The following is a 13,215-nucleotide window of genomic DNA, read 5'->3' as shown; positions in this document are numbered from 1 at the left end:
GTTACCCGCGGCCGGGGTGACCGGTCAGGCGGTGCCGGCCAGGAACGGGCTCGGAGCTCCGTTCCACGTCACGCTCAAGGTTTCGCGGGCACGCGTACAGGCGACGAAGAGGAGACAGCGTTCGCGGAGCACGTCTGCCTCGTGCTGCAAGGGATCCACCTCGCGTGGGGTGATCTCACGAGCGAAAGGGACGGCGCCCTCGTCGACGGCGAGAACGGACACCGCCCGGAATTCCAGCCCCTTCATCGCGTGCATGGTCGCCAGCCGTACTCCCTCGGCCTTCTGCGCGGTCTGACCCTTGACCCGTAGCACCGGGATGCCGGCGCCGGTCAGCTTCTTCTCGGCCGCGTCCAGGGAGAGGTTGAAGCGAGCACACACTCCGATCTCGTGCGGTGCGAGGCCTTCGTCGAGTAGTGCACGGACGTGGTCCACCAAGCCCTCGGTCTCCTCCTGCCGCGTCGTGTACCCCTGCACCTGGGGGCGGCGCCCGTGCAGCAGGGACCGGTACCCGGCCAGCGAGTCCGTCCCCTCGCCCTCGAGTGCTCCGATGGTGACGGGCGTGAGGAGCCGTGCCGACCAGGAGAGAATCTCCTCCGTGGAACGGTAGTTGACACGCAGCCGGAAGCTGCGGCCGACCGTGACTATGCCCAGGGAACCGAGCGATACCCGGGAGTCGTAGATCCGCTGGTGAGGGTCACCGGTGACGAACAGGTCGTCCGGGCCGGGAGAGACGGCGGCACGCAGCACACGCCACTGACTGGGGTGCAGATCCTGGGCCTCGTCCACGACGACATGGGCGTACGGAGCAGGATCGCCGGACAGGAGTTCCGCCGCGCGGACGCAGACCCGCGGGTGTGTGGTCTCACCGCGGTCACGCAGAAGCTGTTCGAACCGTTCCACACCGCTCCACACCTCCCGGCGCCGCGCGTGGCCGAGGCCGGTGCCCCGGCCACGACGGCTCGCGCCGAGGTAGGAGTCGAGATCGCGGAGATCCTGGCCGAGTACGACGTGCCGGTACTCCTGCGCCAGGAACTGGGCGGTGAAGGGCAGATCGAGCTGCTTGACGGCCTTCTCCCACAGCTGACGTTGTTCCCGGTCCCCGACCGGCCTGGGTACGGTGCCGGACTTCGCGCGCACGACACCGTTCGCGTAGGCGTCGACCGTCGTCACGTCCACCCGCCTCAGGAGTTCTTCGTCCTCGTCGAGCAGAAGTCCGAGCATCTGGCGCAATCCGGCGGCGAGCGCGTTCGTGTACGTGGTGAGCAGGACACGGCTGTCCTCACGGCGGCTGAGCAGGTGCTTCACCCGGTGCAGGGCGGCGACGGTCTTGCCTGTCCCCGGCCCTCCGGTGACCTGGACGGGACCCCCGTACGAGGTGCGGTAGGCCACGCGGCGCTGGGAGGGGTGGAGGAAGACGCGCCAGGCGTCGAACGGCTTCTCCAGCATCTCCTCCAGCTCGTCCGGGCTGGTGACCAGGCGGATGCGCGCAGGAGTGTTGGCGATCACGGTGGCCAGGTCCTCGACCGGCTCCGCGGGCGCGTCGGCGGGCCGGCGGACGGCGACGACGTCCCGGTAGACCTCTTCCGGCCCGAACCCCTCGGCGAGGTATTGCAGCACCTCCAGCTGATCCTCCGGCAAAAGCGTGGCGAAAGCGTCGAGCTGGGCCTTGTCCACGAGGGAACGAGCGGCGCGCAGCACCTGGTCGTCGATGCCAAGTCTGCGCAGAGTGCCGTCGGAGACACCCGCGAGCAGCAGTTCGGGAGCGTTGCGTGCGGCCGTCTCGTACAAGGGGGTCAGCTCGTCCAGCGCGACCGCGTCGCGTACCTCCAGGGCTCTGGTCGCGGTATTGGCGCTGTACAGGCGCTTCGCCGCCCAGGTGTAGGCGTCGTCGTGCGGCAGGACGTTGACCAGCAGGAACATGTCACTGCCGTCGTCGGGGGCGAGGACGACGCCCCGCCAGAAGTCGGTGATGCGGATGGTGCGCATCCGCGGATCGCGGGCGCTCCCGACGGACTCCAGGTGCAGGCCCTTGTCCGCGGTGAGTTCGGCGGCACTCAGGGTCTGGAACTTCTCCATGGCTTTGCGGACACCTGCTCGAACCGGCTTCTCCAACTTGTCGTAGCCGTCCCAGAAGCTCTGGGCGAAGGCGAGACGCGGCATGAGATTCCTTCCTGCCTGACGGTTTTTCATGATCACGGATACGGGGTGGTTCCGGCTGACCTTCCGGCGATGTCCCGCAGGGTCGAGAGGATCTGTCCTGGTTCCCCGGAGAGGTCGAGGGTGTGCTGGTACAGCCGCACTCCGTGCCCGTCCTGCCCGGCAGCCGATCCACGTACCTCGTGGCAGCGCTCTTGCCGTCCCGCCGCGTACACGAGGTGAGCCTCGCGCAGACCGAGCACCGTGGCGTAGGCGAGCGCCTGGTACAGGTCGGCGTTGTGGAGCCCGTTGGCCGTTTCCACCTTGTACTTGGCGTCGATGACGGCGAGCGGCCTGCGGCCGTCACCGGTGCGTACGACGAGGTCGGGGCGTATGCGCACAAGACCCGCGGTATCCAGGTGGTGAGAATCCTGGAGGTACGCGGTCACACCGTGCTCCCGGAAGGCCTCGCGCAGAGCGACCGTGACGAAATCCTCGAACAGTTTGTTCATGTCGAGCAGGAAGCCGTCCACGCTGAGCGGTTCGTCACCGGCCGGCCGGTGTTCCGGGGAGGTACCGCGCAGGACGGCCTCGGCGAGCCGAAGCGCGGGCTGGTAGCGGGAGTTCAGACGCGACGGCTGCCAACGCGGCAGCTGCTGTCCCCGTATCAGTGACCGGGCGTCGGCGAGGCGCACGCGCTGATGGGCGAGGCGTCGTCGGACCGGCCCAGGTACCCCCGGCAGCCGCAGCAACCGCTCGGCGGCTGCGCGCAGGATGCGGTTCTCGGCGGTGTCGGCGGTATACGCGTCGTAGGCGATCTCCACGGGCGGGGTACGGCCGAAGTGCCGCCGGATCTGCTCGGCCTCGCGCAGTCGCCCGCGTACGACCAGTGCGGATTCCTCGACTTCCCGGTAGCCCTGGAGGACCCCCCGTCGCAGCGCCGCGTCGATCTGCCGCTCCACGGCGTGCGCGAGGGCGGGGACGATGTCGTCGTGTTCGCCGGTGTCTATGGTTCCCTCCCGGCTGTCGCGCCAGGCGCGTACCGGATCGAGACTGAAGCCGAGGAGGAAGAACAGCCGGCGCACAGGGGTCTTGGGCACGATCCGTACGACCTGGCCGCCGGGCATGCGTACGGCGCCGACCCGGCTGCCCGCCCGCAGCACCCAGTGACCCTCCCTGCCGGGGTCCGGGGCCGCGCTCTGCAGGATGCCGGAGCGCGCCAGGGCCAGCCCGGCTTCGACGTTCATGGGGGTGGAGACCGCGGGCCCGTACTCGTGGAGCGTCACATCGCCCACGGTCATGGTCGCTGCTCGCGCAGCGAGGAAAGACCGTAGCGAAGGGCGACATCGAGACCCTCTCCGTAGTGGTGTTCCTCGAGCAGCGGGAGGATCTTCGTGCGCCAGGTGCGTTCGAGGCCGCCGTCGCGGTACACGCCCGGCTTCATCAGGTACGAGGGGCCGATGGCGAAGTCGGCGTCGTCGATACGGGCGTTGAGAGCGTCGAGCAGGTGAGCGGGTTCCGTCTCCCTGCCCTCACGCTTCAGCCAGCGCGCGAGCAGCCCGGCGGTCGGCTCGGCGCGGGGGGAAAGCTCCACGAACGCGAAACGACGCCGCATCGCCGCGTCCACCAACGCGATCGACCGGTCGGCGGTGTTCATGGTGCCGATCACGAAGAGGTTGGGAGGCAGCGCGAAGTCGTCCCCGGAGTAGGTGAGCCGGACGGACTTCGTCCGGTACTCCAGGAGGAAGTAGAGCTCCCCGAAGACCTTCGCGAGATTGGCACGGTTGATCTCGTCGATGATCAGGAAGTGCGGGACGTGCCGATTGCCCTCGCGGGAGGCGAGATCGGCGAGCTCCCGGAGGGGGCCCGCGGTCAGCCGGAAGGCCACCTCGCGCGTCTCGGCGTCCTCCACGGGCCGGAACCCCTCGAAGAAGTCCTCGTAGGAGTACGACGGATGGAACTGCACGATCTTGACCTGCTCGGGGCCGCCGCCGAAGTACTCGGCCAGCTTCATCGCCAGGTAGGTCTTGCCCGTGCCCGGCGGGCCGTAGAAGACCAACTGCCTGTCGTCCGTCAGGAGCTCGCGCACCTCTTCCAGCCAGGCCCGGTCATGGACGAGGAGGTCGGCCGCGAGGGACTCGGTGACGTCGGGCAGGGACAGCTCCCGCTGCGCCGGCCGCCCCGCGGCGGACTGTCCGGCGGGATCGTCGGTTCCTGGGGGGCCGGAGGGGCCGGTGTTCCCGGTGAGCACCTCGAGCGCTTCCATGACGCCGGTGAGATCGACCACGTCATGCTGGACGGACAGCTTCTGCTGCACTGCCTCCGGCAGTTCGTCGTACGGGTGGCTGTCCGTCTGCCAGGCGACGGAACGCCGCAGATCGGAGAGGCCACCCGGGGACGCGGTCTGTACGGCCTCCCCGGTGATCCGTCCGATGTGAAGCCGGCCGTCGCCGATGGTGGCCACCGTGTCACCGACGCGCATCTGGGTGAGAAAGGCGTGCAACTCGTCGACGAGGCCCCGCTTCTGGCTGTACGAGGCCGCGCCCTCGTACCCCTCCTCGACGAAGCGGCGCAGTGCGCTCTTCGTCGGTTCGCTCTCCTCCAAGGGTGGCAGGTGCGCGCCCGCGAGTGAGACGGCCCCCTCCTCCAGCCACAGCTGTCGGACCAGGTTGTGCCCCGAGACGTTGGAGCCCCGCACCAGCCATGCCTTGCGCGGGGCGCGCCAGCCGGTGGACAGGTAGTCGGCGAGCGGGTGGCCCTCGACGGTCCGCCAGGACTCGGGGCCGGAGGCGTCGTAGCCGTACACCAGCGCGGCGGCGGCCGAGGAGGAGTTGCACGTGATGTCCCGGGTCGCCACCCACGGCCGAGACTGCTGCGGCCGCTCGGGATCCACAGGGACGTCGGCCAGCGCCTCGCTCTCGCGCAGCTCCGCACGGAAGCGGCGTGCGTGGTCGCCCAGCCCGGGCCACGCTTCGGCGGCCACTGACGAACCCTTCTGCAGGACGAACTTGTGCGTGCCGTTGCCGCCGAACTCGGTGAGCAGATGTCCGTGCGCCTCACCGCCGTCCTTGGGCAGCTTGATGCGGAACTCGGGCGTCCCGGGCAGGCGGTCGTGCTGCGGCATGGGTGACCTTCCGGTTCGACGTAGGAGCGCGGCTTCGCACAGCTTACCTGTTGACGTTGTCAATTGATTGATAGTCATAAGTGATCACAAGTGATCTATCCGTTGACGATGTAAACGTATCTGACTACGGTGTGGATGCATCCGATCGGCTTTCCGAACGGAACTGGTGCTCAGTCGCACGAGTGGGGGCGCTGTGAACGGAAATTCGACGGCTGAGGCCGAACGTCGCACAATCGAGGAGAAGTTGCCCTCTGTCATCGAGCGGCTGAGGAGCTGTGCCTCGCCTGCGGGCATGGTCAGCCGACGTGCCTTCGCCATGGAAGCAGACCGACTCGGTCTCACGACCGATGAGCAGCAACGGAGGCTCTGCAAGGGGCTCGAGGCGCTGGGCATTCATGTGAAGACCCCGCGCCGCTCCGCGCGTCGGACGTCCCCCGCGCGACCTGCCGTCATACCCGTCGCAGGTTCCGCACAGGCCGAGGGTGGGGATGACGTGCTGCATCCTGCCGCACCTGCAACCGAGTTCGTCCCCTCCGAGGCGGCGAAACGCCTGGCTCAGGCCAGGCGGATGCTGGCCCGCTACGCGGAGGCCGACGGCACGGTCAGCAAGCTCGCCCACGACGGTGTGGTGCGGCTCCTTGGGCTGGGTCCTGCCGATGCGCGTGAGCTGACCGCCGGCTTGCCCGTCACTCGCCCTCGGCCGCTCGGCGCACCGGCCAGGGCCGTGACACCAGGAAGGGCCGGATCGAAGGAGTTGGCGTCCGTTCCGGCGCCGAGCACCAAGAAGTCCACCTGCTCCGCTGTTTCCGCCAAGGACGAGTCGCTTTCGGGGGCCGTCCGTGCGGCACGGGCCGTAATGGAGGAGGACCGGTGGCGGCGGAACGCGGGCAAGGTGGTTCTTAGGGCGGACGAGGAGGTCGGCCTCGCCGCGCTTCTCCGCGGCGGAACCGACCGCCTCGGCCGCGATGTTCCGAAGGAGGAGATCGCGGGACTCTCGCGCGACAGCGAGCGGTGGCGGGCGTACGAGTGCTTCGTCCTGCACAACCAGCGGCTCGTGTGGAAGATCGCACAGGGCTGTCAAGGGCGTGGACTGGACCTAGAGGACCTCGTCCAGCACGGAACTCTCGGACTAATGCGCGCGGTCCGCAGGTTCGACGCCACCAGGGGCTACAAGATGTCCACCTACGCGACATCGTGGATCAAGCAGGCCATTTCGCGCGGCATCGCCGACGAGGGCACCATGATCCGGCTGCCTGTGTACATGCACGAGCGCGTCAGCAAGGTGGCCGTTGCCGAGCGCAAGCTGCTGAGCGAGGGCCGGCCCCGGACCGTCGACAACGTCGCCTACGCGACCGGCCTCACCTTCGCCGAAGTGGAGGACGTGCGCAGGATCAGCCGGCCCACCGACTCCCTGGACCGCGTCATCGGTGACGACATCTCGCTCGGTGACCTGATCATCGGGCCGAGCCGGTTGCCCGGCCCTCCCACGGTGCTGCTCCGCAAGGAGTTCCAGGGGCGTCTGCGGCACGTCCTGGAACACCTGCCCGACAGGGACCGGCACGTCGTCGTCCGGCGCACAGGGCTCGACGGCGACGAGCCGGACACGCTGGAACACATCGGGGCCATCTACGGCGTAACCCGCGAGCGCATCCGTCAGATCGAGCCGAAGGCCAAGGCCAAGCTCCTCGGCCAGCTGATTCGTCACGGAATGGCCCCCTCCCACTTCTGAACCGGCCGCGTCCGACGAACCGGCTGTATTCCACCCGATCCGAAGGAACCCGCACATGGACCCGCGCCAGGAGCTGGTCGACTACCTCACCCGTCAACTCGTCGGCCCCGTCGGCGACGACGACGAGGTGCTCGACGCGCCGCCCGACCGGCAGTACCTGATGGGCACGCTCTACCCGCAACAGGCGGACCTCCAGCGGCAGCTCGCCCTCGCGGCCGACGAGCCCGAGGCGCCCGCCGCCGAGGAGGACGCCCCCGACGCGAACCCGGCCGCCGATCCCGTGCCGGAGACCAACAGCTGGCTGCCCGCCTCCCTCGGCCTCAGCTTCTACACCAAGGCGGTCCACATCGAGGTGAGCTGTACCGCCGCCCGCTACGAGACGCGACGCAACGAGTTCGGGCGCGGGCGCCGTTGGCAGCGCGTCCCGCTCCCGCCCGAGACGCACACGATCGGCCCCGACCGGAGCGAGGTGTCCGTCCTCGAGAGCCGGGCGAAGATCCAGGTGACCCGTCGCTCCTACGGCGACGGCATGCTGATCACCGTCGCCCTGATCAACGAGAAGCACCACGACGGTTCCGGCGGCAAGGCGCCGAGCTGGGACGACATGCTGTTCCAGTGCGGGCTCACCGTCCGCCCCGCCGGAGCTCCCGTGCTGCCCTACCCCAGCGTCCGGCTCGCCAGCCGTGACCCCGAGGAGCGCGAACTGCGCCTGCAGTACCGCCACGTCGTCACCCATGCCGTCGGCCACGGCTGCGCCGTACGTGAGGAACGCGGCGAGGAAGACCGGGTCGAACTACTCGCCTGCGAGATCCTGCCGCGCGCCGAAGTGCCCGCCTTCCGCGCCGGCGGTCCGCTCGACGCCCCCGTGCTCATTCTCTCCCACCTGGTCGACCCGACCGTCGACCGAGATCAACTCCGGGAGGAGCTAGCCGAGTTCGCCGCCGCCTACCATGCCTGGTACGTCGGTCAGCGCTCCGTCGAGGTACCCCCCTGGGGACGGGAGGCGGCCGAGCGCATCCTGGACCGCGTCCGCCAGGCGGTCTCCCGCATCGAAGCGGGCGTGCGCACCCTGTGCGACCCCGACCGCCCCGAACTGCTCGCCGCCTTCCGCGTCGCCCAGCGGGTCATGCTGCTGCAGATGCGGCATTCCGCCTCCGACCAGGCCGGCCGGCGGCGCCAGCGCTCCGAGGCCGTGGCTCTCGACCCGCCCGTCGACCCCGACGCCACCTGGCGCCCCTTCCAGCTCGCCTTCTTCCTCCTCGCCCTCGACGGTGTCGCCGACCCCGGCCACCGCGACCGCGGGACCACCGACCTGATCTGGTTCCCCACCGGCGGCGGCAAGACGGAGGCGTACCTGCTCCTGGCCGCCTTCACGATCGCCCTGCGCCGGATTCGCGGCGAGGGCGGCGGCACCGCCGTCGTCAGTCGCTACACCCTGAGTCTGCTCACCACCCAGCAGTTCCAGCGCGCCGCCACCACGATCTGCGCACTGGAACACCTGCGGCGCGGCGAACCCGGACTCGGTCTCGGGAGCGAGCCGGTCACCATCGGCCTGTGGGTCGGCGAGACGACCACCCCCAACAAGTTCCAGGCAGCCAAGGACGCCTTCGACCAGCAGCGCGAGGCCACCCACCCCGAGGACGTCTTCATCCTCGACCGCTGCCCGTGGTGCGGTACGCGCATCTTGCCGGCGAACCGGTCCAGCGTCCGGTCCGACTACGGAGTCCACGCCGAGAAGGACGAGTTCGCCTTCTACTGTCCCCGGGACGAGTGCTGCTTCCACGACGTCCTGCCGGTCGCCGTGGTCGACCAGCACCTCTACGAGAACCCGCCCACCTTCGTCCTCGGCACCGTCGACAAGTTCGCCCGGCTGGCCTGGGAGCCCGACTCCGGCCGTCTCTTCGGCGCGGGCACCGGCAACCCGCCCCCGTCCCTGATCATCCAGGACGAGCTGCATCTGCTCACCGGACCCCTCGGCACCACGGTCGGCCTCTACGAGGCGGCCGTCCTGGAGCTGTGCACCGGCCCGGACGGCCGTCCGCCGAAGATCGTCGCCGCCACGGCCACCATCCGCCGCTCGGCCGAACAGGTACGCGCGCTCCACCACCAGGACGTCCAGCTGTTCCCGCCGTCCGGTCCCGACGCCCGCGACAGCTTCTTCGCCGTCCCCGACAGCGGTCGCCCCGGACGCCTCTACCTCGGTGTCATGGCCCAGGGCCACACCGCGGGCCGAGGCGCCGTCGCCACCACGGCTGCCATGCTCCAGGGCGTCCACCAGCTTCCCGAGGAGCACCGCGACTCCTACTGGACGCTCGTCGCCTACCACCACAGCCTGCGGGAACTCGGCCGTACCGTCACCGCGGCCGGTGACGACATCCCCGCCCAGCTCCGAGGCCTCGACGAGGGTACCGGCGTCCGTGTGCTGGGCGACGTACAGGAACTGACGAGCAACCTGAAGCGTGCCGAGCAGCCCGTCCTCCTCGACCGTCTGGAGAAGCCCTGGGAGGACCCCCTGTCGGTCGCCTTCCTGCCGTGCACCAACATGCTCTCCGTCGGTGTCGACGTGAAGCGGCTCGCCTACATGCTCATGCAGGGCCAGCCCAAGACCACCGCCGAGTACATCCAGGCCACCAGCCGCGTCGGCCGCCACCGCGTGCCGGGTCTGGTCGTCACCTACTTCAACGCCACCCGCCCGCGGGACCGGTCCCACTACGAGACCTTCATCGACTACCACCGGGCCCTGTACCGCTATGTCGAACCCGCCAGCGTCACCCCCTGGTCCCCGCCGGCCCGCCGCCGCGCCCTGCATGCCGCACTCGTCGTCCTGGTCCGCCACCGGCTCGGCCTGGCCGCGGAGAACCAGGCCGGCCGGATCACCGGCCACCGGGACGAAGCCGAGCGGATCGCCGACGCCCTCGCCGAGCGCGCGGCGGCCGCCGAGCGCGGTGCCACGCGCGCCGACGCCGTACGCGCCAACGCCGTACGCGCAGACGTCCGGGCGGAGCTCGGCTACCTCCTCGACGACTGGTACCGGCAGGCCCGGACGGCTGCCGCCGAGGGTAAGGACCTCTACTACCGCAGCCAGGGCAAGGGCCAGCACAACCTCCTCAAGACCTTCGAGCAGCGCTACGGCCTGTGGGAGACCCTCAACTCCATGCGCAGCGTGGACCGCGAGTGCCAGATCACCGTGACGGGAGCAGGGAAGTGAAGCGCAAACTCCGGGTCCGCCAGGCACAGACCGTGCTGCCGTTCGGTGTCGGCGCCGTGCTCGACGTGCAGGGCGAGTCCTTCGTCGCCGCAGGCATCGAGAGGTGGCCGGACCTCAAGACGTCCGTCCCCTCCGACCGGCTCGCCGCCCGTCTCGGCGTCAAGGGCTTCTACGCCGCGCCCCACACCCTCAACGACCGTTACGACCAGGCCGACCGCCCCGGTGTTCCCCACGTCCGCTTCCCCGGCTGGCTCTTCTGCGGCGCCTGCCGGAGCATGGTCCGCTTCCTGCGCGAGATGGAGAAGCACGGCGAGCCGCCCGTGTGCGCGTCCTGCGCTGCCGCGCCCCGCCTCACGCCGATGCGGTTTGTCCGCATCTGCGCCGACGGGCACCTCGACGACGTCGACTGGTGGTACTGGGCCCACTCCCGCCTCGCACCCGAACTGCGCGACTCCTGCCCGGATAAGAAGCACCCGTGGAAGGCACGCCGGCTCAGCTTCCGCGTCGCCGACCGCGCCTCCGGACTCGAAGCGCTCTCGGTGCGCTGCGGAGCGACACGGCAGGACGGCAAGCCGTGCGGCGCCGAGCGGGACCTGCTCGACGTCCTCGGACCCCAGGGAGGCCACTGCCCGGGCCGCAACCCCTGGCAGCGCCGGGACGAGAACGCCACCTGCGGGCAGCAGGTCCACATCGTGCAGCGCACCGCCGGCAACGTCTACTACCCGGCCGTGTACTCGGCCCTCGACATCCCGCAGTCCGCCGAACCCCCGCGCGCGGAGCAGGACGCGGCCGAGGCCGTCCGCGGCCATGGCTGCTGGCCGCTCCTGCTCGACGCCCCCGATCAGTCCCGGGCCGACACGTTCCGCAGGCTGATCAAGGAGGACACCGAGGCACCCGACAGCCTCATCGACCAGCTCGTCGCGGAGGCCACGGGCGCTCCCGCGCCCACCCCTCCCGCAGCCGGCCCGGACGCACGGAAGACCGACCTCAGCCGCGACGAGTGGAACGCCTTCGACGCCGCCCTGCTTCCCGAGCCCACGGGCGATTTCGCGGTCCGCCGCGGCGGCCTCGGCCTCGACGGGGAGACGGAGGAGCCCTGGGCCGCCCTCGACGAGCACATCGGCGGCGTCGTCCTCGCCGACCGGCTCCGTGAGGTGCGGGCGCTGACCGGGTTCCGCCGCCACTCCCCGGGAGGCACGCTCGTGCCCGCCGACACCAGCGGACGCCTGCGCTGGCTGCCGGCCACCGAGGTCTACGGCGAGGGCATCGTCCTCACCCTCGACGACAAGCGCCTGACCACGTGGGAGAGCGACCCCCGCGTCCGGGCCCACGTCCACGCCATCCGTGCCGACCTGGACGCGTCGTTCCGCGGCGACCAGCTCGCCGAGACCGCCGGTGGCGAACTCTCCCCCCGCTTCCTCCTCCTGCACACGGTCGCCCACCTCCTCATCCGCCAGCTCTCCTTCGACTCCGGCTATACCACGGCCAGCCTGCGCGAGCGCGTCTACGGCCGCCCCGAGCACGGTCAGCACGGACTGCTGATCTACACGGCCGCCGGTGACGCGGAGGGCACACTCGGCGGCCTCGTCCGGCAGGGCGAGGCACCGCACTTCGCCGAGACGCTCATCCGCATGCTGGAGGCCGCCGCCTGGTGCTCCGCCGACCCGCTGTGCGCCGAGCACACCGGCCAGGGCTTCGGCAACCTCAACCGGGCCGCCTGCCACGCCTGCACCCTGCTGCCCGAGACGAGCTGCCAGACCGGCAACACTCTTCTCGACCGTGCCCTGGTCGTCGGCTCCGCCCGCGTCCCCGGCTACTTCACCGACGTCCTCACCGCGAGCCGCGAGTACGCCGCCGCCATCGTTCAGGGATGACACCCATGACCACCACGAACACCCCCGTCCTCCATCCCGACCTCACGCAGGCCCAGCGCGACTGCCTGGACGCCTTGCCGTTGACGGGCAACCACGTCGTCAGCGGCCCGCCCGGCAGCGGCAAGAGCCTGCTCGCCGCGCACCGCGCCGTCCACCTCGCCCTCACCGGCCGCCCCACCGTGCTTCTGTCGCGCTCCAACCTGCTGCGCCAGCTCCTGCGCGACACCCTCCAGGGCCTCACGATCCCGGGCGCCCCGGTGAAGGCATCCACCGTTCATGCCTGGGTCCTGAAGCACTTCGGGTACGCCGCACCGCGCACCCAGGACGGCTGGTTCGACTGGACGGCCCTCACCCACCAGGCCGCCGCCTCCCTCGGCGAGAACGAGGCGGCCACGCCCCACCTCGTCGTCGACGAGGGCCAGGACCTGTCTCCGGGCTTCTACCGGCTCGTCCGCCTCTCAGCCGCATCGGTGACGGTCTTCGCCGACGAGTGCCAGCGCCTCACCGACACCAACTCCACCCTCACCGAGATCACCGACGCCCTCGGTCGCGCGACGGGGCGCGCCGAGGTCTCCGGCAACCACCGCAACACCCGCGAGATCGCGTCCCTCGCCGACCACTTCCGCACCGGCGGCAGCGCTTCCCCCATGCCCTTCCGCAGCGGTGTCCTGCCCGTGTTCCGCCATTACTCCGGCGCCAAGGACCTCGCGGACGACATCGCAACCACAGCGGCGCGGCACCCGGCGGACCGCATCGGCGTCATTGTCAACTCCTCGCGCACGGCGGCCGACCTCATGCGACGCCTGGAACGCTCCGGCCTCGCCCACGAACCCCAGCTCTACAGCTCGGCGGCCACCGCCGGCCGCTACCGCGACCTCGACCTCGCCCGCCCCGGCGTGGTCGTCGTCCACCGCGCCAGCGTCAAGGGCCTCGACTTCGACACCGTCGTCATCGCCGACGCGGAGTCCGACTCCGCCACCGACCCCACGGCGGCGACCCTGCGCATGGCCTACTACGTCATGATGACCCGCGCGCGTCAGCGGCTGGTGCTGGGCTGGCAGGGCAGCAGGTTGCCGCGGCACCTGGAGGGGCTGGAGGGGTGGGTGCGGACGGGATGACGGCACGATATCTCGACGCCAGGGCT

General features: G+C 70.4%; 7 protein-coding genes. 4 read left to right on the top strand and 3 right to left on the bottom strand.

The window, feature by feature from the left end; all coding sequences use genetic code 11:
- Positions 1–24: 24 nt before the first annotated feature.
- The 3 genes from ACH4VO_RS08470 to ACH4VO_RS08460 are packed head-to-tail and all read right to left on the bottom strand — an operon-like array spanning position 25 to position 5,260.
- Positions 25–2,160, bottom strand: coding sequence for a UvrD-helicase domain-containing protein (locus ACH4VO_RS08470; RefSeq protein WP_360984454.1), 2,136 nt, complete (start codon positions 2,158–2,160; stop codon positions 25–27).
- Positions 2,161–2,192: 32 nt separating this feature from the next.
- Entirely contained in the window at positions 2,193–3,437 is a 1,245-nt protein-coding gene (locus ACH4VO_RS08465; protein WP_360984457.1) for a restriction endonuclease, read from the bottom strand.
- The gene (locus ACH4VO_RS08460) at positions 3,434–5,260 is read right to left on the bottom strand and encodes an AAA family ATPase (RefSeq protein ID WP_360984460.1); all 1,827 of its coding nucleotides are present in this window, start codon (positions 5,258–5,260) and stop codon (positions 3,434–3,436) included. Before ACH4VO_RS08460 ends, ACH4VO_RS08465 begins: the two co-directional genes overlap by 4 nt.
- A gap of 493 nt (positions 5,261–5,753) precedes the next feature.
- Between ACH4VO_RS08460 and ACH4VO_RS08455 the strand changes: the two genes are divergently transcribed.
- The 4 genes from ACH4VO_RS08455 to ACH4VO_RS08440 are packed head-to-tail and all read left to right on the top strand — an operon-like array spanning position 5,754 to position 13,189.
- The gene (locus ACH4VO_RS08455; RefSeq protein WP_360984463.1) at positions 5,754–6,989 is read left to right on the top strand and encodes a sigma-70 family RNA polymerase sigma factor; all 1,236 of its coding nucleotides are present in this window, start codon (positions 5,754–5,756) and stop codon (positions 6,987–6,989) included.
- Between the two features lie 55 nt (positions 6,990–7,044).
- On the top strand, positions 7,045–10,197 hold the full coding sequence (locus ACH4VO_RS08450; protein ID WP_360984466.1) for a helicase-related protein: 3,153 nt from the start codon (positions 7,045–7,047) through the stop codon (positions 10,195–10,197).
- Complete coding sequence (locus ACH4VO_RS08445) at positions 10,194–12,071, top strand: DUF1998 domain-containing protein (RefSeq protein ID WP_360984469.1); 1,878 nt, start codon at positions 10,194–10,196, stop codon at positions 12,069–12,071. The genes ACH4VO_RS08450 and ACH4VO_RS08445 overlap by 4 nt, the downstream gene beginning before the upstream one ends.
- Positions 12,072–12,076: 5 nt before the next feature.
- On the top strand, positions 12,077–13,189 hold the full coding sequence (locus tag ACH4VO_RS08440) for an AAA family ATPase (protein ID WP_360984472.1): 1,113 nt from the start codon (positions 12,077–12,079) through the stop codon (positions 13,187–13,189).
- Positions 13,190–13,215: the final 26 nt, after the last annotated feature.

It is taken from the genome of Streptomyces sp. NPDC020780, from assembly GCF_044334475.1.
Lineage (GTDB): Bacteria > Actinomycetota > Actinomycetes > Streptomycetales > Streptomycetaceae > Streptomyces.
Note: the sequence above shows the minus strand (reverse complement) of the source record. Positions and strands in the feature narration are given on the sequence as shown.